The organism is Streptomyces sp. NPDC059897, assembly GCF_042730865.1.
Lineage (GTDB): Bacteria > Actinomycetota > Actinomycetes > Streptomycetales > Streptomycetaceae > Streptomyces.
The window spans coordinates 58950-78749 of sequence record NZ_JBHWKQ010000031.1 but is presented as its reverse complement, the minus strand read 5'-3'; the positions used below and the strand labels follow the sequence as shown (position 1 = coordinate 78749).

Here is a 19800-nt window from a genome sequence, read left to right as displayed (position 1 = left end):
TAAAGAAGTGGGGCCGTGGCGTCTACGTAGGGCGTCGTCTACGTAGGGCGTCGTTACGCGACGGCCGGCGGATACAGGTCCGGCGGCAGTTGCGAAGCGGCGGCCGCGTCGAGCAGCCACAGCGTGCGCGAGCGGCCGTACGCGCCCGCCGCCGGGGCCTGGATCTCGCCCGCGCCGGACAGCGCGATGGCGGCGGCCTTCGCCTTGTCCTCGCCGGCGGCGAGCAGCCACACCTCGCGCGCGGCCCGGATCGCCGGGAGCGTGAGCGTGGTGCGGGTGGGCGGCGGCTTGGGGGCGCCGTGCACGCCGACGACCGTGCGCTCCGTCTCACGGACCGCCGGAAGCTCAGGGAAGAGCGACGCGACGTGCGTGTCGGGGCCCACGCCGAGCATCAGGACGTCGAAGGTCGGCACGGGGCCGTGGTCCTCGGGTCCCGCGGCGTTCGCGAGCTCGGCCGCGTACGCCTCGGCCGCGGCGTCCGCCTCGAAGGGGCCGTCCGACGCGGGCATGGGGTGCACGCGCGCGGGGTCGAGCGGCACGGAGTCGAGGAGCGCCTCCTTCGCCTGCGTGTAGTTGCGCTCGGGGTCGCCGTCCGGCAGGAAACGCTCGTCGCCCCACCACAGGTCGAGACGGCCCCAGTCGATCGCGTCCCGCGCGGGGGCCGCCTTCAGCGCGGCCAGCAGGCCGTTGCCGTTGCGGCCGCCCGTCAGGACGACGGAGGCGGAGCCGCGGGCGGACTGGGCGTCGACGATCTTGGTGATCAGCCGGGCCGCGGCCGCCTGCGCCATCAGCTCCTTGTCGCGGTGGACGACGAGTTGGGGTGCTGCACTCACTTGTCTGCGCTCACTTCGTCGTTGCCTTCTTGGCCGGAGCCTTTTTGGCAGGGGCCTTCTTGGCCGGTGCCTTCTTCGCGGCCGCCTTCTGGGCGGGCGCCGCCGCGGGCGCGGCCGAGGCCGCCGACGACACCGAGTCCGGCACCGTCTTCTGGTCCTCGGGCTCGCCGAGACGGTCCACGCCGAACCGCAGCGCGGCCGCGTAGGTGTCGTCCGGGTCGAGCCGGCGCAGCTCCTCCGCGATCAGCTCGGACGTCTCGCGGCGCTTGAGCGCGACCGCACGGTCCGGCTGGCCCTGGATGGAGAGGGTGGCGAGCGTGCCGTCGGCCCGGTCGAGGACGATCGGGCCGCAGGTGGACTCCATGCGTACGCCGGTGAGCCCCGGGCCCGCCGACAGGCTGCGCCGCACCGGGACGTCGAGCCGGTCCGCGAGCCACATCGCGAGCAGCTCGCAGCTCGGGTTGAACTCCTCGCCCTCGACCTCGACCGAGGTGACGTCGCAGGTCACCTGGTCGAGCGCGGCGGCCAGCATCGAGCGCCACGGCGTGATCCGGGTCCACGACAGGTCGGTGTCGCCGGGGGCGTAGGACTCGGCCCTGGCCTCCAGCTCGTGCACCGGCTGCTCGGCCGCGTACGTGTCGGTGACGCGGCGCTGGCCCAGCGCGCCGAGCGGGTCGTTCGCGGGGTCCAGGGGCGCGTCCACGGGCCACCAGACGACCGTGGGGGCGTCCGGGAGGAGCAGCGGGAGCACGACGGACTGGGCGTGGTTGACGACCTCGCCGTACAGGCGCAGGACGACGGTCTCGCCCGTGCCCGCCTCCGCGCCCACCCGCACCTCGGCGTCGAGCCGGGACTTGGTGCGGTCGCGGGGGGAGCGCGAGACGCGCTTGATGACCACGAGGGTGCGCGAGGGGTGCTCGCGCGAGGCCTCGTTGGCGGCCTTCAGGGCGTCGTAGGCGTTCTCCTCGTCGGTGACGATGACGAGGGTGAGCACCATGCCGACGGCGGGTGTGCCGATGGCGCGGCGGCCCTTGACGAGCGCCTTGTTGATCTTGCTGGAGGTGGTGTCCGTGAGATCGATCTTCATGGCCGGCGCCAGCTCCGTCCGTCTCGTGCGAGCATTTCGTCCGCCTCGGCGGGCCCCCACGTGCCGGACGGGTACTGCGCGGGCTTGCCGTGCTTGTCCCAGTACTGCTCGATCGGGTCGAGGATGTTCCAGGACAGCTCGACCTCCTCGGTGCGCGGGAAGAGGTTGGCGTCGCCCAGCAGGACGTCCAGGATGAGCCGCTCGTACGCCTCGGGGCTCGACTCCGTGAAGGACTCGCCGTAGGCGAAGTCCATCGAGACGTCCCGGATCTCCATCGACGTGCCCGGCACCTTCGAGCCGAAGCGGACCGTGATGCCCTCGTCCGGCTGGACGCGGATCACGATCGCGTTCTGGCCCAGCTCCTCCGTCGCCGTGTGGTCGAAGGGGGAGTGCGGGGCGCGCTGGAAGACGACGGCGATCTCGGTGACGCGGCGGCCGAGGCGCTTGCCGGTGCGGAGGTAGAACGGGACGCCCGCCCAGCGGCGGTTGTCCACCTCCAGCTTGATCGCCGCGTACGTGTCGGTCTTCGACTTGGGGTCGATGCCCTCTTCCTGGAGGTAGCCGACGGCCTTCTCGCCGCCCTGCCACCCGGCCGCGTACTGCGCGAACACCGTGTCGCGGCCGATGTCCTTCGGCAGCTTCACGGCGCCGAGCACCTTCGCCTTCTCGGCGACGAGCGCGTCCGCGTCGAAGGAGGCGGGCTCCTCCATCGCGGTCAGCGCCATCAGCTGGAGGAGGTGGTTCTGGATCACGTCGCGCGCGGCGCCGATGCCGTCGTAGTAGCCGGCACGGCCGCCGATGCCGATGTCCTCGGCCATCGTGATCTGGATGTGGTCGACGTAGGACCGGTTCCAGATCGGCTCGAACATCTGGTTGGCGAAGCGGAGCGCCAGGATGTTCTGGACGGTCTCCTTGCCGAGGTAGTGGTCGATCCGGAACACCTGGTCCGGGTCGAACACCTCGTGCACGATCGCGTTCAGCTCCTGGGCGGAGGCGAGGTCGTGACCGAAGGGCTTCTCGATGACGGCGCGCCGCCAGGAGTCGTTCGAACCGTCCGCCAGGCCGTGCTTCTTGAGCTGCTGCACGACCTGCGGGAAGAACTTGGGGGGTACCGAGAGGTAGAACGCGAAGTTGCCGCCCGTGCCCTGCGACTTGTCCAGGTCGTTGATGGTCGCCTTGAGCTGCTCGAACGCGTCGTCGTCGTCGAAGTTGCCCTGGACGAAGCGCATCCCCTGGATGAGCTGCTGCCAGACCTCCTCGCGGAACGGCGTGCGCGCGTGCTGCTTGACCGCGTCGTGCACCTCCTGCGCGAAGTCCTCGTCCTGCCACTCGCGGCGGGCGAACCCGATGAGCGAGAAGCCGGGCGGGAGCAGACCCCGGTTCGCGAGGTCGTAAACCGCAGGCATCAGCTTCTTACGTGACAAATCGCCCGTAACGCCGAAAATCACCAGGCCCGACGGCCCCGCGATACGCGGGAGCCGTCGGTCGGCGGCGTCACGGAGCGGATTGCTGTTCGCTCCGTGTGCGGTCAAGGGATCAGCCCTCCGAGGGGGCGAGGCGCTTGAGCTCCGCCTCGGTCGACTTCAGCAGGTCGTTCCAGGACGCCTCGAACTTCTCGACGCCCTCGTCCTCCAGGAGCTGCACGACCTCGTCGTACGAGATCCCCAGCTTCTCGACGGCCTCGATCTCCTTGCGGGACTGGTCGTACGTGCCCGCGATCGTGTTGCCGCTGATCTCGCCGTGGTCCGCGGTCGCCTCCAGCGTGGCCTCCGGCATGGTGTTCACCGTGCCGGGAGCGACCAGGTCGTCGACGTACAGGGTGTCCTTGTACGCCTTGTCCTTGACGCCCGTCGAGGCCCACAGCGGGCGCTGCTTGTTGGCCTGCGCCTTGTCGAGCGCGGCCCAGCGGTCGCTGCCGAACACCTCTTCGTACGCCTCGTACGCGAGCCGCGCGTTGGCGAGGGCGGCCTTGCCGCGCGCCGCCTTGGCGTCGTCCGTGCCGAGCGCGTCGATCCGCTTGTCGATCTCGGCGTCCACGCGGGACACGAAGAACGAGGCGACCGAGTGGATCGTCGACAGGTCCAGGCCCTTCGCCTTGGCCTTCTCCAGGCCGGCGAGGTAGGCGTCCATGACCTCGCGGTAGCGCTCAAGGGAGAAGATCAGCGTGACGTTGACGCTGATGCCGTTGCCGATCGTCTCGGTGATCGCGGGCAGGCCCGCCTTGGTCGCCGGGATCTTGATCAGCGTGTTCGGCCGGTCCACCAGCCACGCCAGCTGGCGGGCCTCGGCGACCGTCGCCTTGGTGTTGTGCGCCAGGCGCGGGTCGACCTCGATCGACACACGGCCGTCCTGGCCGCCCGTCGCGTCGAAGACCGGGCGCAGGATGTCGGCGGCGTCACGGACGTCCGCCGTCGTGATCATGCGGATGGCCTCTTCGACGGTGACCTTGCGGGCCGCGAGGTCCGCGAGCTGCTGGTCGTAGCCGTCGCCCTGCGAGATCGCCTTCTGGAAGATCGAAGGGTTGGTCGTGACGCCCACGACGTGCTGCTCGTCGATCAGTTCGGCGAGGTTGCCGGACGTGATCCGCTTGCGCGACAGGTCGTCCAGCCAGATCGCGACGCCTTCCTCGGAGAGGCGCTTCAGTGCGTCTGTCATGGAAATTGCATCTCCTATGTCGTGTACGAAGGCGTCAGCGCTGCGCCGCGGCGAGAGATTCCTTCGCCTTGGCGGCCACGTTCTCAGGCGTGAAGCCGAACTCCTTGAAGAGGACCTTGCCGTCGGCGGACGCGCCGAAGTGCTCCAGCGAAACGATGCGTCCTGCGTCACCGACGAAGCGGTGCCAGGTCAGACCGATCCCGGCCTCGACCGCGACGCGCGCCTTGACCGACGGCGGCAGGACGCTGTCCCGGTACCCCTGCTCCTGCTCGTCGAACCACTCGACACACGGCATCGAGACGACGCGGGTGGCGATGCCCTCGGACTCCAGCTGCTCACGGGCCTCGACGGCCAGGTGCACCTCGGAACCGGTGGCGATCAGGATCAGGTCCGGCGTCGCCTTGGAGGCCTCGACCAGGACGTAGCCGCCCTTGACGGTGTCCTCGTTCGCCTCGTACGTCGGCACGCCCTGGCGGGTCAGCGACAGGCCGTGCGGGTGCGAGACGCCGTACTCCTTCTTGCCGCGCTTGAGGATCTCGCGCCAGGCGATGGCCGTCTCGTTGGCGTCCGCGGGGCGGACGACGTTGAGGCCGGGGATGGCGCGCAGCGAGGCGAGGTGCTCGACCGGCTGGTGCGTCGGGCCGTCCTCGCCGAGGCCGACGGAGTCGTGCGTCCACACGTAGGTGACCGGCAGCGACATCAGGGCGGACAGGCGCACCGCGTTGCGCATGTAGTCGGAGAACACCAGGAAGGTGCCGCCGTAGATGCGCGTGTGGCCGTGCAGCGCGATGCCGTTCATCTCCGCGGCCATCGAGTGCTCGCGGATGCCGAAGTGGATCGTGCGGCCGTACGGGTCGGCCTCCGGCAGCGGGTTGCCCTTGGGGAGGAACGACGACGTCTTGTCGATCGTCGTGTTGTTCGAGCCCGCGAGGTCGGCGGAGCCGCCCCACAGCTCGGGGATCACACCGCCGAGCGCCTGGAGGACCTTGCCGGAGGCGGCGCGGGTGGCGACACCCTTGCCGGTCTCGAAGACGGGGAGCTTCTCCTCCCAGCCCTCGGGGAGCTCGCCCGCGTTGATGCGGTCGAACTCGGCGGCGCGCTCCGGGTTGGCGGTGCGCCACTCGGCGAACTGCTTGTCCCACTCGGCCTTGGCCTGCGCGCCGCGCTCCAGGGCGCCGCGCGTGTGGCCGATGACCTCGTCGGAGACGTCGAAGGACTTCTCCGGGTCGAAGCCGAGGACGCGCTTGGTGGCGGCCACCTCGTCGTCGCCGAGCGCCGAGCCGTGCGCGGCCTCGGTGTTCTGCGCGTTCGGGGCGGGCCAGGCGATGATCGAGCGCAGCGCGATGAAGGACGGCTTGTCGGTGACGGCCTTGGCGGCCTCGATGGCGTTGTAGATCGCCTCGGGGTCCAGGTCGCCGTCCGCCTTCGGCTCCACGCGCTGGACGTGCCAGCCGTACGCCTCGTAGCGCTTGCAGGTGTCCTCGGAGACGGCGGTCTCGGTGTCGCCCTCGATCGAGATGTGGTTGTCGTCCCACAGCAGGACCAGGTTGCCGAGCTGCTGGTGGCCCGCCATGGAGGAGGCCTCCGCGGAGATGCCCTCCTGGAGGCAGCCGTCACCGGCGATGGCGAAGACGTAGTGGTCGAACGGGCTCTCGCCCGCCGCGGCCTCGGGGTCGAAGAGACCGCGCTCGTAGCGGGCGGCCATGGCCATGCCCACCGCGTTGGCGACGCCCTGGCCCAGCGGGCCCGTGGTCGTCTCCACGCCGGTGGTGTGCCCGTACTCCGGGTGGCCCGGCGTCTTGGAGCCCCAGGTGCGGAACGCCTCGAGGTCCGCCAGCTCCAGGCCGAAGCCGGCCAGGTAGAGCTGGATGTAGAGGGTCAGGGACGAGTGCCCCGCGGACAGGACGAAACGGTCCCGCCCGACCCAGTCGGCGTCCGCCGGGTCGTGCCGCATCACCTTCTGGAAGAGGGTGTACGCGGCCGGGGCCAGGCTCATCGCCGTACCGGGATGGCCGTTGCCGACCTTCTGTACGGCGTCGGCGGCCAGGACGCGGGCGGTGTCGACGGCCCGCTGGTCCACATCGGTCCACTCGAAGTCTGTGGTGGTCGGCTTGGTGCTCACCCTGGGTCAGGGCTCCTCTCCACATGTCTCATTGCCGGTGACGTCTGTCACCAGCCGTTGTCGAGCCTACCCTCGCTGGAACGTGCTTTTTTTCGACTCATTCCAGACTGCCGGGAGTCTGTCGGATCCGCCTCCTGACGCGGATCCACGCGCATTCGACACGTGAATACGCGGCCGCTCAGATGGGGGCTCATCCGTGGCCGGAATTGCTCATCCGGAGGGGCCCTCGAGGAGGGGTGCGTGGGGGCGTTACGGCATGCGGGCCAACACGACCCACCCCCACGAAGGGCTGGGTATGGGCAACGTCTAGAGTGGCGTGGTACGCGCGAGCCTTTACCGGGACTTCACATCAAGTGGTCCGCAACGGGGGCTCGCTGGAGTCTCTGTCAGGGGTGTGCGTGACGGCCGTCGAATCCCGTCCAGCGGGAGCGCTGACGAGCAATAGTCGGGGCCAGCGGCCGTTCGGGGCCAGGATCAAGGCGTTCGTGGCGCTGACCAAGCCGCGAATCATCGAGCTGCTCCTCATCACCACCGTTCCGGTGATGTTCCTCGCCGAACAAGGTGTGCCCGACCTCTGGCTCGTGCTCATCACCTGCCTCGGCGGATACCTGTCCGCGGGCGGGGCCAACGCCCTGAACATGTGGTACGACCGCGACATCGACGCGCTCATGGAGCGCACGTCGCAGCGTCCGCTGGTCACGGGCATGGTCAGCCCCACCGAGTGCCTGGTGTTCGGCATCTCCCTCGCGGTGATCTCGACGCTGCTGTTCGGCTTCGCGGTGAACTGGCTGTCGGCCTGGCTGTCGCTGGGCGCGCTGCTCTTCTACGTGGTCGTCTACACGATGATCCTGAAGCGCCGCACCGCGCAGAACATCGTGTGGGGCGGTATCGCGGGCTGCCTGCCCGTCCTCATCGGCTGGTCCTCGGTCACGAACTCCATGTCGTGGGCGCCGATCATCCTCTTCGGGGTCATGTTCTTCTGGACGCCGCCGCACTACTGGCCGCTCTCCATGAAGGTGAAGGACGACTACGCGCGCGCGGGCGTTCCGATGCTTCCGGTCCTCGCCTCCAACAAGGTCGTGGCCAAGCAGATCGTCGCCTACAGCTGGGTGATGGTGGCGGTGTCGCTGCTGCTCCAGCCGCTCGGCTACACGGGCTGGTTCTACACGGCGGTCGCGCTGCTCGCGGGCGGCTTCTGGCTGTGGGAGGCGCACGGTCTGCAGAGCCGCGCCAAGGCCGAGGTCACGGGCGGGAAGCTCAAGGAGATGCGGCTGTTCCACTGGTCGATCACCTATGTGTCGCTGGTGTTCGTGGCGATCGCGGTGGACCCCTTCTTGCGCTGATCGCGCTCTCTGCTCTTTCCTGGTGGGGTACGTGGCCCAGGCCACGTACCCCACTTGTCGCTTGTTTGGCTACTCGTCGGTAGCATCCTGTCCATGGCAGAGACTCAAGCGGTTGAGGCGCCCCGCGGGGCGGCCAAGGACGAGCGTCGCGCGGCCAAGCTGGCCAAGGAGATCGGCGTGTTCGCCAAGGCGCACGGCGGCGCCGAGGGGCAGCTCGCGTACATCGGCGAGCACGGCACGCGGATCGTGCTCGTCGGCGAGGACGGCGGCTGGGGCGACGTGGTGGCCCGCACCTACGAGATCGCGCAGAAGGCCGTCGAGAAGGCCGGCATCACCGTCCACGAGGACTTCGACGGCGACTTCGCGGCCAAGGTCGAGACGGGCCCGTACGAATGGAAGCGGATGGCGGGCATCCAGCTCGGCGGCTGAACCCGGCGGGCGGGCCCGGCCGAATTCGAGCAACACCAGACGCTTGTTCACCCGTTAGGACTGTAGGTACACGGTCCACAGACGGGGAGTCCGGATGTTCGAAACGCCGTCCCTCGTGGATCAGTACTGCCACGGGGTGCTGCGTACGGAGCTGGGCCTCGGCACCTTCGAGGCCCACCTCGGCCGGGGCGAGGGGCCGCCCGCCCCCGGCACCACCTTCTTCGACACCCAGACCGGGTTCGCGGTGCGCCGCTGGTGCCCGCCGCTGCTCGGTCTGGAACCGCACTGCCCGCCCGCCCGCTATCTGGCGAGGCGCCGCGAACTGGGCGTCGTCGAGGCGGGGCGCAGACTCCTTCGCGGCAGCGGCATCACCACGTATCTCGTGGACACGGGGCAGCGGGACGATCTGACCGGGCCCGCCGAGATGGCCTCCGCCGCCCGCGGCGAGGCCCACGAGATCGTCCGCCTCGAACTCCTCGCGGAGCAGGTCGCGGACACCTCGGGGACCGTCGAGTCCTTCCTCGCGAACCTCGCCGAATCGGTGCACGCCGCGGCCTCCGGCGCGGTCGCCTTCACCTCGGTCGCCGGCGTACGCCATGGGCTCGCGCTCGACCCGCGGCCGCCGGGCCCCGGCGAGGTGCGCGGAGCGGCGGCGCGCTGGCTGGCGGGGCGGCAGGTCGGCGGCGCCCTCACCGACCCCGTGCTGCTTCGGCACCTGCTGTGGATCGCGGTCGCCTCGGGACGGCCGCTGCAACTGCGCTGGGGACACCTCGACCCCACGGACCCGGCGGTGCTCGCCGAGTTCGCCCGCGCCACGGCGGGGCTCGGCACGGACGTGGTGCTGCTGCACGGCTACCCGTACCACCGGCACACGGCGCATCTGGCGGCCGTCTTCCCGCACGTCTACGCGGACCTGGGCCCGGCGCTCGCCCGCACGGGGGCGCGGGCGGCGGGGCTGCTCGCGGAGTTCCTGGAGCTGGCGCCGTTCGGGAAGCTGCTGTTCTCGACGGGCGCGCAGGGACTGCCGGAGCTGCACGTGGTGGGCGCGAGGCTCTTCCGGCAGGCGCTCGGGCGGGTGCTCGGGGAGTGGGTCGCCGACGGGGCCTGGTCGCTGGGCGACGCGCAGCGGGTGGCCCGGATGATCGCGTCGGGGACGGCGCGGCGGGTGTACGGGCTCGGCGTCGGCTGAGCCCGTACGCGGGGGTGTCAGACCGCCGAGAGTTCCTGGCCCGACTGGGACGGGAGGTCCGGCTCGGCCACCGGGCGTTCGCGCAGCGAGAGCACCACGCGCAGGACCCCGATCCACACCAGCGCCGAGCCCAGCATGTGCAGGCCGACCAGGACCTCGGGGAGGTCCGTGAAGTACTGGACGTAGCCGATGACGCCCTGCGCGAGCAGGATCAGGAACAGGTCGCGGGTGCGGTGCAGCGGGCCCTTCGGGGCGTCGACCGCCTTCAGGACGAACCACAGCGCGAAGGTCAGCGTCACCACGATCCACGCGAGGACCGCGTGCACCTTCGACACCATCTCCCAGTCGAGCGGCATCCGGTGCACGTCGCTGGAGTCGCCCGCGTGCGGGCCCGCGCCGGTCACCACCGTGCCGACGACGATCAGCAGCGCGGCCGTCGCCACCATGGCCCACACCAGCTGCTTGATGGCCTTGCCGACCAGCGGACGCGGCTCGGCGTCGCCCTCGCGGGTGCGCTGCCACATCACCACGGCGACGGTGAGCAGGGTGGTCGTCAGGACGAAGTGGGCGGCCACCGTGTACGGGTTGAGGCCGACCAGGACGACGATGCCGCCGAGCACCGCGTTGCCCATCACGATCCAGAACTGGGCCCAGCCGAGCCGGGTCACCGTGCGCCGCCACGGCTTCTGCGAACGCGCGGCGATGATCGCCCAGCCCACCGCGGCGCACAGCACGTACGTGAGCATGCGGTTGCCGAACTCGATGGCTCCGTGGAAGCCCATCTCGCTCGTCGCGGTCAGCGACTGGTCGGTGCACTTGGGCCAGGTCGGGCAGCCGAGGCCCGAGCCCGTCAGGCGCACGGCGCCGCCGGTGCAGACGATGAGCACCGTCATGACGACGGCGGACATGGCCGCGCGCTGGACGGTCCGCTGAGTGGGGGTCCAGTACTCGGCGATGAAGGCGAGCGGGTTGCGCAGCGCCCGCGCGGCGTCGGTGGGGGTCAGCTTTGGCACGGGCCCATCGTAGGCGTCCGCTTGTGCACGGCTTCACGAGGGGGACGTAACTGGGCCAACTGTGACGCCCGTTACTACGTTCTCTACTCCCAGCGGAAGAAGCGGCCCGCCGCGCCGAGCCCCACGACCGCCCACACGGCGAGGATCCCCAGGTCGCCCCAGGGCATCGCCGCGCCGTGCTGCAGCACGTCCCGCAGGCCGTCGGAGAGCGCCGAGATGGGCAGCAGGCCGAGGACCGACTGGGCGGCGTCGGGGAACTTGTCGAGCGGCACGATGACGCCGCCGCCGACGAGGAGGAGCAGGAAGACCAGGTTCGCCGCGGCGAGCGTGGCCTCCGCCTTGAGCGTGCCCGCCATGAGGAGGCCGAGTCCGGAGAACGCCGCCGTGCCCAGCACCAGGAGGAGCAGAACGGCGAACGGGTTCCCGTGCGGCGACCAGCCGAGCGCGAACGCGATGACCGTGAGGAGGACGACCTGGAGGATCTCCGTGACCAGGACGGAGAGCGTCTTCGCGGTCATCAGCGCCCAGCGGGGGAGCGGGGACGCGCCGAGCCGCTTCAGCACCCCGTAGCGGCGCTCGAAGCCGGTGGCGATGGCCTGGCCCGTGAAGGCCGTGGACATCACGGCGAGCGCGAGGATGCCGGGGGTGAGGAAGTCGACGGCCTTGCCGGACCCCGTGTCGACGATGTCGACGGCCGAGAACAGGACGAGCAGCAGGGTCGGGATGACGACGGTGAGCAGGAGCTGCTCGCCGTTGCGCAGCAGCATCTTGGTCTCGAGCGCGGCCTGCGTCGCGATCATGCGGGGGAGCGGGGCGGCTCCGGGGTTCGGGGCGTACGTGCCGGGGCCGCGGTCGATGTCGGTGGCGCTCATCCGCGCAGCTCCTTGCCGGTCAGTTCCAGGAATACGTCTTCGAGGGTGTGCCGCTCGACGGAGATCTTGTCCGGCATCACGCCGTGCTGGGCGCACCAGGAGGTGACCGTCGCGAGGAGCTGCGGGTCGACCTTGCCGCTCACGCGGTACGAGCCGGGGGTGAGCTCGGCGGCCGCGGCGTCGGCGGGCAGGGCCTTGAGGAGCGACGCCACGTCGAGGCCCGGCCGACCGGAGAAGCGGAGGGTGTTCTCGGCGCCGCCCTTGCACAGCTCCTCCGGGGAGCCCTGCGTGATGACCTTGCCGTTGTCGACGATCGCGACGTCGTCGGCGAGCTGCTCCGCCTCGTCCATGTAGTGCGTGGTGAGGATGACGGAGACGCCGTCGGCGCGCAGGTCCCGGACCAGGTCCCAGGTGGCGTGCCGGGCCTGCGGGTCGAGGCCGGCGGTCGGCTCGTCGAGGAAGACCAGTTCGGGGCGGCCGATCACGGCCATCGCGAGCGCGAGGCGCTGCTGCTGGCCGCCGGAGAGGCGCCGGTAGGTGGTGCGGCCGCAGCTGCCGAGGCCGAGGCGCTCGATGAGGGCGTCCACGTCGAGCGGGTGGGCGTGCAGCTTGGCGATGTGGCGGAGCATTTCGTCGGCGCGGGCGCCGGAGTAGACGCCGCCGGACTGGAGCATCACGCCGATGCGGGGGCGCAGTGCGGAGGCCTGCTTGACCGGGTCGAGGCCGAGGACGCGGACGGTGCCGGAGTCCGGCTTCCGGTAGCCCTCGCAGGTCTCGATGGTGGTGGTCTTGCCGGCGCCGTTGGGGCCGAGAACGGCCGTGATGCCGGGGGCCGCCGTGAGGTCGAGGCCGTCGACCGCGGTCTTGGTTCCGTACCGCTTCACCAGACCGGTGATGTGGACGACTGGCTCGCTTCGCATGGTGCGCAAGTCTAAGGAGGCGGCGCGCTCCGCGGGGGGCCGGGTCCCGGGGGGCACCGTGCCGCTCACCCGGGGCGGGCCCCGTCGTTTCCGTAGCGCGGCACCGGTGGCTGGGGCTCTTGCCGGTCGGCGCCCCGTGGTCATGGGTGCGCGGCACCGGGGGCCGCCTTGCCCACCCTGCCGCCCAAGGCGGCAGATTGCCCAAGGCGGGGGGGCGGCCCTCGCCGTCTCGGGTGGGGAGCCGTGGTGGGGTTGCCCAAGGCGGGGGCGGCCCCGGCCGTCTCGGGTGGGGAGCCGCGCTGCGGCAGATTGCCCAAGGCGGGGGCGGCCCCGGCCGTCTCGGGTGGGGAGCCGCGCTGCGGCAGATTGCCCAAGGCGGGGGCGGTCCTTGCCGTCTCGGGTGGGGAGTCGTGGTGGGCGGTGGGTTGTCCGGGGCGGGGGCGGCCCTTGCCGTCTCGGGTGGGGAGTCGTGGTGGGGTTGCCCAAGGCGGGGGCGGCACCCGCCGTCTCGGGTGGGGAGCCGCGCTGCGGCAGCTTGCCCAAGGCGGGGTGGCCCCTTCGGTGGGGGCGGCACGCCCGTGTCAGTCGGCGGCTGGGCGGTGGGTCCGGAGCCACCGTTCCGCGTATGTGACGGCCGTTCGGAGGGCGAAGAGGCGGGTGTTCGCTGCGCCGACGTGGCCGTGGGAGATCGGTGTGTCGCGTTCGAAGGCGGTGCCCAGCTCGGCGAACCGGTCGCTGTCGATGGCCACCTCGCGCACGTGCTGCCAGCCGTGCGGACCCGGCCGCCCGGCGTCCTCGTATCCGGCGGGCACCCGGTACTCGGCCAGGTGGAAGGCGGTGCACGCCTCGTATCCGGTGCCGAGGAGCAGTACGCGCGCGTGCAGCTCCTCCAGGCGGGCCAGCGGGCTGTGCTCGCCGAGCCGGCAGTCGGCCGCGTGCCCCTCGGTCACCTCGGCGGCGCGTGGCCCGAGCGCTGCGAAGGACGTCTGCGGGTGCGCGCTGCGCAGGGCGCCCGGCCACGTCCGCACGGTCTCCGGGACGATGCCGACGCCGCGCGTGGGCGTGATCGCCGGGTCGTACGCGGGCATGGTCGTCCGGATCGTCTCCCACCACTCCTTCGGGACCGGCGGGCGGCTCCACTCGGCCGGGTCGGAGATGTCGGCGGATTGTGTCGGGACGACGAGCGTGCCGGTCGGCCCGAGGGCGTCGAGGAGGGCCTGGACGACCGCGGGCGCCCCGCCGTTCACCCAGCCGAGGCTGCTGAGCGAGGTGTGCACGAGGAGGGTGTCGCCCGGTCGGACGCCGAGCGAACGAAGGTCCGAAGCGAGGGACGCGCGGGTGACGAGTGGGCCGGTCGGAGAGGGTGTGGGCATGGGGCGAGTGTGCGTGTGAGGGGCTTCTGGCGCCATGGAATTGAGCCCGGACCAGAAGGTCGCCGCAACCGCGCCCTGATCGATCAAAGATCGTTTTCGCAGGTCACGGCGTGTCACTACTTAGGTTCGCCTAAGTGATGCACGGCACCGTGGGGCGATCACCGCCGCGCTTGTCAGGGTCTGAGGAATTACGCAACAATGGTGTTGTGAAAAACGTCGGCGAGGCCCCAGAGGAGCTCACGACCGGGGAGCGGTCCACCCGCAACCGGGTCGCGCGCTCCATCCTGGACCACGGCCCGTCCACCGTCGCCGAGCTCGCCGGACGCCTCGGCCTCACCCAGGCCGCCGTCCGCCGCCACCTCGACGCACTCGGTGCCGACAATGTCGTGGAGCCCAGGGACCAGCGCGTCTACGGAGCCCGCACCCGCGGCCGCCCCGCCAAGGCCTTCGCGCTGACCGACTGCGGCAGGGACGCCTTCGACCAGTCCTACGACAAGCTCGCCGCGGAAGCGCTCCGCTGGATCAAGGAGCAGGCCGGCGGCGACGACGCCCTCGTCTCCTTCGCCCGCGCGCGGATCGCCGCACAGGCCGGTCCCTACAAGGCGGCGATCGAGGCGGCGGCCCCCGAAGAGCGCGCCCAGGCCCTGGCGAGGGCCTTGAGCGCGGACGGGTACGCTGCTACGGCGCGTAGCGCACCGGTCGGTGAGCAGCTCTGCCAGCACCACTGCCCAGTCGCCCACGTGGCCGAGCAGTTCCCGCAATTGTGCGAGGCCGAGACCGAAATGTTCTCGCAGCTGCTGGGCACCCACGTACAGCGACTGGCCACCATCGCCCACGGCGACGGGGTCTGCACGACGTTCATCCCCAAGAACACCCCCAACACGACCACCAACGCATCTGCAAGCACGGCCGGGAGGAACCCCGCATGACTCTCCCCATCGAGGAGACTGCCCACCCTGAGCTCGAGGGCCTGGGCAAGTACGAATACGGCTGGGCGGACTCCGACGAGGCCGGTGCCTCTGCCAAGCGCGGCATCAACGAGGACGTCGTCAAGGACATCTCCTCCAAGAAGTCCGAGCCGGAGTGGATGACCAAGCTGCGTCTCAAGGGTCTGAAGCTGTTCGGCAAGAAGCCCATGCCGAACTGGGGCTCGGACCTGTCGGGCATCGACTTCGACAACATCAAGTACTTCGTGCGCTCCACGGAGAAGCAGGCGGAGTCCTGGGAGGACCTGCCCGAGGACATCAAGGCCACGTACGACAAGCTCGGCATCCCCGAGGCGGAGAAGCAGCGCCTCGTCGCCGGTGTCGCGGCCCAGTACGAGTCCGAGGTCGTGTACCACCAGATCCGTGAGGACCTGGAGGAGCAGGGTGTCATCTTCATGGACACCGACACGGCCCTGAAGGAGCACCCGGAGCTCTTCAAGGAGTACTTCGGGACCGTCATCCCGACCGGCGACAACAAGTTCGCCGCGCTGAACACCGCCGTGTGGTCGGGTGGCTCCTTCATCTACGTGCCGAAGGGCGTGCACGTCGAGATCCCGCTCCAGGCCTACTTCCGTATCAACACGGAGAACATGGGCCAGTTCGAGCGGACGCTCATCATTGTCGATGAGGACGCCTACGTGCACTACGTAGAGGGCTGTACCGCCCCGATCTACAAGTCGGACTCCCTGCACAGCGCCGTCGTCGAGATCATCGTCAAGAAGGGCGCGCGCTGCCGCTACACGACCATCCAGAACTGGTCGAACAACGTCTACAACCTGGTCACCAAGCGCGCCGTCGCCTACGAGGGCGCGACCATGGAGTGGGTCGACGGCAACATCGGCTCCAAGGTGACCATGAAGTACCCGGCCGTCTACCTGATGGGCGAGCACGCCAAGGGCGAGACGCTGTCCATCGCCTTCGCGGGCGAGGGCCAGCACCAGGACGCCGGCGCGAAGATGGTCCACATGGCGCCGAACACGTCGTCCAACATCGTCTCGAAGTCCGTCGCGCGCGGCGGTGGCCGCACCTCCTACCGCGGCCTCATCGAGATCGGCGAGGGCGCCCCGGGCGCGAAGTCGAACGTGCTCTGTGACGCCCTGCTCGTCGACCAGATCTCGCGCTCCGACACGTACCCGTACGTGGACGTCCGCGAGGACGACGTGTCGATGGGCCACGAGGCGACCGTCTCCAAGGTCTCCGAGGACCAGCTCTTCTACCTCATGAGCCGCGGTCTCTCCGAGTTCGAGGCCATGGCGATGATCGTGCGCGGCTTCGTCGAGCCGATCGCGAAGGAGCTGCCCATGGAGTACGCGCTCGAGCTCAACCGGCTGATCGAGCTCCAGATGGAGGGCGCGGTCGGTTAAGACCCTTCCAGGGTCGCCAACCGCCGCTCCCATCAAGCCACTTACGTAACGAAAGCGAGCACCACGACAGCCATGGCTGAGGCTCCCACCACCATCCCGGCAGGCTCGACGACCGCGGGCGCCGTCGCGGTCGCCGCCGAGTCGACCGTTGCCACGCGCATGAGCGCGCCGCCCTCCTACGACGTGCAGGACTTCCCGGTCCCGCACGGCCGCGAGGAGGAGTGGCGGTTCACGCCGCTGGAGCGGCTGCGCGGTCTGCACGACGGCACCGCCACCGCGACCGGTGACGGCGTGAAGGTCGACGTCGAGGCCCCGGAGGGCGTCACCGTCGAGCTGGTCGGCCGCGACGACGCGCGCGTCGGCAAGGCCGGCAAGCCCGTCGACCGCGTCGCCGCGCAGGCGTACTCGGCGTTCGAGAAGGCGTCCGTCGTCTCCGTGCCCAAGGAGACGGTCCTGACCGAGCCGATCCGCGTCGCGGTGCACGGCGAGGGCGGTGTCGCCTACGGCCACCAGGTCATCGAGCTGGGCGCCTTCGCCGAGGCCGTCGTGGTCATCGACCACACCGGTGACGCGGTGCTCGCCGCCAACGTCGACTACCTGCTCGGCGACGGCGCGAAGCTGACCGTCGTCTCCGTGCAGGACTGGGACGACAAGGCCGTGCACGTGGCGCAGCACAACGCGCTCGTCGGCCGCGACGCCTCCTTCAAGTCGGTCGTCGTCACCTTCGGCGGCGACGTCGTCCGACTCAACCCGCGTGTCAACTACGCGGGCACCGGTGGCGAGGCCGAGCTGTTCGGCCTGTACTTCACCGACGCGGGCCAGCACCAGGAGCACCGCCTCCTGGTCGACCACAACACCCCGCACTGCAAGTCGAACGTCGTCTACAAGGGCGCGCTCCAGGGCGACGACGCGCACGCCGTGTGGATCGGTGACGTCCTCATCGAGGCCGCGGCCGAGGGCACGGACACGTACGAGATGAACCGGAACCTGGTTCTGACCGACGGTGCCCGCGTCGACTCGGTGCCGAACCTGGAGATCGAGACCGGCGAGATCGTCGGCGCCGGTCACGCCTCCGCCACCGGCCGCTTCGACGACGAGCAGCTCTTCTACCTGATGTCCCGCGGCATCCCGGCCGAGGACGCCCGCCGCCTCGTCGTGCGCGGCTTCTTTGCCGAGCTGGTCCAGCAGATCGGTGTCCCGGACATCGAGGAGCGCCTGCTCGAGAAGATCGAGGCCGAGCTGGAGGCGTCGGTCTGATGACCCCCGCATTCGTCCGTGCCTGTGGACTCGGCGAGCTGGAGACCGACACCCCGAAGCGGGTGGAGATCGACGGCACGCCCGTGTCCATCGTGAGCACAGAGGGCGAGGTGTTCGCGATCAACGACATCTGCTCGCACGCGAACGTCTCGCTCTCCGAGGGCGAGGTGGAGGACTGCCAGATCGAGTGCTGGCTGCACGGGTCCGCGTTCGACCTGCGCACCGGCAAGCCGTCCGGCCTCCCGGCCACCCGCCCTGTGCCCGTATACCCCGTGAAGATCGAAGGGGACGACGTTCTCGTCTCCCTCACCCAGGAGAACTGAAGTCCCCATGGCAACGCTTGAAATCAAGGACCTGCACGTCACCGTCGAGGCGGACAACGCCACGAAGGAGATCCTCAAGGGCGTCGACCTGACCGTGAAGCAGGGCGAGACCCACGCGATCATGGGTCCGAACGGCTCCGGCAAGTCGACCCTCGCGTACTCCCTCGCGGGTCACCCCAAGTACACGATCACCTCCGGCACCGTCACGCTCGACGGCGAGGACGTCCTCGAGATGTCCGTCGACGAGCGCGCCCGCGCCGGCCTCTTCCTGGCCATGCAGTACCCGGTCGAGGTCCCCGGTGTCTCCGTCTCCAACTTCCTGCGCACCTCGGCCACGGCCGTGCGCGGCGAGGCCCCCAAGCTGCGCACCTGGGTGAAGGAGGTCAAGGAGGCCATGGAGAAGCTCTCCATGGACCCGTCCTTCGCCGAGCGCAACGTGAACGAGGGCTTCTCCGGCGGTGAGAAGAAGCGCCACGAGATCCTCCAGCTGGAGCTCCTCAAGCCGAAGATCGCGGTGCTCGACGAGACCGACTCCGGCCTCGACGTCGACGCCCTGCGCATCGTCTCCGAGGGCATCAACCGCGTCCGTGAGAACGGCGAGGTCGGCACCCTTCTGGTGACCCACTACACGCGCATCCTGCGCTACATCAAGCCCGACCACGTGCATGTGTTCGCGGGCGGCCGCATCGTCGAGTCCGGCGGCGCCGAGCTGGCCGACCAGCTCGAGGCCGAGGGCTACGACAAGTACGTGAAGGGTGGCGCATCCGCGTGACACAGCTGCCGGGCCTCCTCGACACCGAGGCGATCCGCAAGGACTTCCCGATCCTCGACCGGGTGCTTCACGACGGCAAGAACCTCGTGTACCTGGACAACGCGGCGACCTCGCAGACGCCGCGCCAGGTCCTCGACGCCATGACGGGGTACTACGAGCGGCACAACGCCAACGTCCACCGCGGCGTGCACGTGCTGGCCGAGGAGGCCACGGCGCTGTACGAGGGCGCGCGCGACAAGGTCGCCGCGTTCATCAACGCGCCGAGCCGCGACGAGGTCATCTTCACGAAGAACGCCTCGGAGTCGCTCAACCTCGTCGCCAACATGCTCGGCTGGGCCGACGAGCCGTACAAGGTCGATCACGAGACCGAGATCGTGATCACGGAGATGGAGCACCACTCCAACATCGTTCCGTGGCAGCTGCTCTCGCAGCGCACCGGCGCGAAGCTGAAGTGGTTCGGTCTGACGGACGACGGCCGTCTCGACCTGAGCAACATCAACGAGGTCATCACCGAGAAGACGAAGATCGTCTCCTTCGTGCTCGTGTCGAACATCCTCGGCACCCACAACCCGGTCGAGGCCATTGTGCGCCGCGCCCAGGAGGTCGGTGCCCTGGTCCTGATCGACGCCTCGCAGGCCGCCCCGCACATGCCGATCGACGTGCAGGCGCTGCAGGCCGACTTCGTGGCCTTCACCGGCCACAAGATGTGCGGCCCGACGGGCATCGGCGTCCTGTGGGGACGGCAGGAGCTCCTGGAGGACCTCCCGCCCTTCCTCGGCGGCGGCGAGATGATCGAGACGGTGTCCATGCACTCCTCGACGTACGCCCCCGCGCCGCACAAGTTCGAGGCCGGTACGCCGCCGGTCGCGGAGGCCGTCGGCCTCGGCGCGGCGATCGACTACCTCAACTCGATCGGCATGGAGCGGGTCCTCCAGCACGAGCAGGCGCTCACCGAGTACGCGGTGAAGCGGCTGCAGGAGGTCCCCGACCTGAAGATCATCGGTCCGGCCACGGCCGAGGACCGGGGCGCGGCGATCTCCTTCACGCTCGGTGACATCCACCCGCACGACGTGGGCCAGGTCCTCGACGAGCAGGGCATCGCGGTCCGGGTCGGCCACCACTGCGCACGGCCGGTCTGCCTGCGGTACGGAATTCCTGCGACCACGCGAGCGTCGTTCTATCTGTACTCCACGCCCGGCGAGATCGACGCGCTGGTCGACGGCCTGGAGCACGTACGGAACTTCTTCGGTTGAGGGGTTGGC

18 protein-coding genes are annotated in these 19800 nt (G+C 70.1%); 9 read left to right on the top strand and 9 right to left on the bottom strand.

The features are described from left to right. Positions 1-53 precede the first annotated feature (53 nt). Genes pgl through tkt form a run of 5 tightly spaced genes read right to left on the bottom strand, consistent with a single transcriptional unit; the run spans position 54 to position 6697 of the window. Positions 54-833, bottom strand: a complete 780-nt coding sequence (gene pgl, locus ACFV9W_RS28470) for a 6-phosphogluconolactonase (protein WP_385766159.1) — start codon at positions 831-833, stop codon at positions 54-56. A 10-nt stretch (positions 834-843) separates the two neighbouring features. Continuing rightward, a complete protein-coding gene (gene opcA / locus ACFV9W_RS28465; RefSeq protein ID WP_385766156.1) occupies positions 844-1920 on the bottom strand; it encodes a glucose-6-phosphate dehydrogenase assembly protein OpcA in 1077 nt (358 codons plus the stop codon). Beyond that, positions 1917-3452, bottom strand: a complete 1536-nt coding sequence (zwf, locus tag ACFV9W_RS28460; protein ID WP_385766153.1) for a glucose-6-phosphate dehydrogenase — start codon at positions 3450-3452, stop codon at positions 1917-1919. The genes opcA and zwf overlap by 4 nt, the downstream gene beginning before the upstream one ends. A gap of 4 nt (positions 3453-3456) precedes the next feature. Further along, positions 3457-4575, bottom strand: coding sequence for a transaldolase (tal, locus tag ACFV9W_RS28455; RefSeq protein ID WP_385766151.1), 1119 nt, complete (start codon positions 4573-4575; stop codon positions 3457-3459). Between the two features lie 34 nt (positions 4576-4609). Next, positions 4610-6697, bottom strand: a complete 2088-nt coding sequence (gene tkt / locus ACFV9W_RS28450; protein WP_385766149.1) for a transketolase — start codon at positions 6695-6697, stop codon at positions 4610-4612. A gap of 431 nt (positions 6698-7128) precedes the next feature. On the opposite strand from tkt, the gene ACFV9W_RS28445 reads away from it, so the two are divergent. The 3 genes from ACFV9W_RS28445 to ACFV9W_RS28435 all read left to right on the top strand — a co-directional run bounded on the left by ACFV9W_RS28445 (position 7129) and on the right by ACFV9W_RS28435 (position 9658). Next, the gene (locus tag ACFV9W_RS28445) at positions 7129-8040 is read left to right on the top strand and encodes a heme o synthase (protein WP_385766187.1); all 912 of its coding nucleotides are present in this window, start codon (positions 7129-7131) and stop codon (positions 8038-8040) included. A 93-nt stretch (positions 8041-8133) separates the two neighbouring features. Continuing rightward, entirely contained in the window at positions 8134-8469 is a 336-nt protein-coding gene (locus ACFV9W_RS28440) for a hypothetical protein (protein WP_385766146.1), read from the top strand. A 94-nt stretch (positions 8470-8563) separates the two neighbouring features. Next, on the top strand, positions 8564-9658 hold the full coding sequence (locus ACFV9W_RS28435) for an amidohydrolase (protein WP_385766143.1): 1095 nt from the start codon (positions 8564-8566) through the stop codon (positions 9656-9658). Positions 9659-9675: 17 nt separating this feature from the next. Here the strand turns inward: ACFV9W_RS28435 and ACFV9W_RS28430 are convergent, their stop codons facing one another. The 4 genes from ACFV9W_RS28430 to ACFV9W_RS28415 form a co-directional block, all read right to left on the bottom strand. After that, positions 9676-10671 carry a heme A synthase gene (locus tag ACFV9W_RS28430; RefSeq protein ID WP_385766140.1) on the bottom strand — a complete coding sequence of 332 codons (996 nt, stop codon included), beginning with the start codon at positions 10669-10671 and terminating at the stop codon, positions 9676-9678. An 83-nt stretch (positions 10672-10754) separates the two neighbouring features. Further along, positions 10755-11543, bottom strand: coding sequence for an ABC transporter permease (locus tag ACFV9W_RS28425; RefSeq protein ID WP_385766137.1), 789 nt, complete (start codon positions 11541-11543; stop codon positions 10755-10757). Next, entirely contained in the window at positions 11540-12463 is a 924-nt protein-coding gene (locus ACFV9W_RS28420) for an ABC transporter ATP-binding protein (protein ID WP_385766135.1), read from the bottom strand. Before ACFV9W_RS28420 ends, ACFV9W_RS28425 begins: the two co-directional genes overlap by 4 nt. 581 nt (positions 12464-13044) lie before the next feature. Continuing rightward, positions 13045-13836 carry an aminoglycoside N(3)-acetyltransferase gene (locus tag ACFV9W_RS28415; RefSeq protein WP_385766132.1) on the bottom strand — a complete coding sequence of 264 codons (792 nt, stop codon included), beginning with the start codon at positions 13834-13836 and terminating at the stop codon, positions 13045-13047. 206 nt (positions 13837-14042) lie between these two features. Between ACFV9W_RS28415 and ACFV9W_RS28410 the strand changes: the two genes are divergently transcribed. From ACFV9W_RS28410 to ACFV9W_RS28385, 6 genes are all read left to right on the top strand, one after another. Beyond that, entirely contained in the window at positions 14043-14765 is a 723-nt protein-coding gene (locus ACFV9W_RS28410) for a helix-turn-helix transcriptional regulator (protein WP_385766130.1), read from the top strand. Then, positions 14762-16186 carry a Fe-S cluster assembly protein SufB gene (gene sufB / locus ACFV9W_RS28405; protein ID WP_385766127.1) on the top strand — a complete coding sequence of 475 codons (1425 nt, stop codon included), beginning with the start codon at positions 14762-14764 and terminating at the stop codon, positions 16184-16186. The genes ACFV9W_RS28410 and sufB overlap by 4 nt, the downstream gene beginning before the upstream one ends. 72 nt (positions 16187-16258) lie before the next feature. Then, positions 16259-17443 carry a Fe-S cluster assembly protein SufD gene (gene sufD, locus ACFV9W_RS28400; RefSeq protein ID WP_385766124.1) on the top strand — a complete coding sequence of 395 codons (1185 nt, stop codon included), beginning with the start codon at positions 16259-16261 and terminating at the stop codon, positions 17441-17443. Continuing rightward, positions 17443-17766, top strand: coding sequence for a non-heme iron oxygenase ferredoxin subunit (locus tag ACFV9W_RS28395; RefSeq protein WP_385766122.1), 324 nt, complete (start codon positions 17443-17445; stop codon positions 17764-17766). Before sufD ends, ACFV9W_RS28395 begins: the two co-directional genes overlap by 1 nt. A gap of 7 nt (positions 17767-17773) precedes the next feature. After that, on the top strand, positions 17774-18538 hold the full coding sequence (sufC, locus tag ACFV9W_RS28390) for a Fe-S cluster assembly ATPase SufC (protein ID WP_385766119.1): 765 nt from the start codon (positions 17774-17776) through the stop codon (positions 18536-18538). Next, positions 18535-19791, top strand: a complete 1257-nt coding sequence (locus tag ACFV9W_RS28385) for a cysteine desulfurase (protein WP_385766117.1) — start codon at positions 18535-18537, stop codon at positions 19789-19791. Before sufC ends, ACFV9W_RS28385 begins: the two co-directional genes overlap by 4 nt. The last annotated feature ends 9 nt before the right edge of the window (positions 19792-19800 follow it).

Bases quoted from the DNA above. Each gene is read 5' to 3' on its own strand.
- ACFV9W_RS28395 (WP_385766122.1), top strand. From the start codon at position 17,443: ATGACCCCCGCATTCGTCCGTGCCTGTGGACTCGGCGAGCTGGAGACC.
- ACFV9W_RS28435 (WP_385766143.1), top strand. From the start codon at position 8,564: ATGTTCGAAACGCCGTCCCTCGTGGATCAGTACTGCCACGGGGTGCTG.
- ACFV9W_RS28415 (WP_385766132.1), bottom strand. From the start codon at position 13,836: ATGCCCACACCCTCTCCGACCGGCCCACTCGTCACCCGCGCGTCCCTC.
- ACFV9W_RS28425 (WP_385766137.1), bottom strand. From the start codon at position 11,543: ATGAGCGCCACCGACATCGACCGCGGCCCCGGCACGTACGCCCCGAAC.
- opcA (WP_385766156.1), bottom strand. From the start codon at position 1,920: ATGAAGATCGATCTCACGGACACCACCTCCAGCAAGATCAACAAGGCG.
- sufB (WP_385766127.1), top strand. From the start codon at position 14,762: ATGACTCTCCCCATCGAGGAGACTGCCCACCCTGAGCTCGAGGGCCTG.
- tal (WP_385766151.1), bottom strand. From the start codon at position 4,575: ATGACAGACGCACTGAAGCGCCTCTCCGAGGAAGGCGTCGCGATCTGG.
- sufC (WP_385766119.1), top strand. From the start codon at position 17,774: ATGGCAACGCTTGAAATCAAGGACCTGCACGTCACCGTCGAGGCGGAC.
- ACFV9W_RS28440 (WP_385766146.1), top strand. From the start codon at position 8,134: ATGGCAGAGACTCAAGCGGTTGAGGCGCCCCGCGGGGCGGCCAAGGAC.
- sufD (WP_385766124.1), top strand. From the start codon at position 16,259: ATGGCTGAGGCTCCCACCACCATCCCGGCAGGCTCGACGACCGCGGGC.
- ACFV9W_RS28420 (WP_385766135.1), bottom strand. From the start codon at position 12,463: ATGCGAAGCGAGCCAGTCGTCCACATCACCGGTCTGGTGAAGCGGTAC.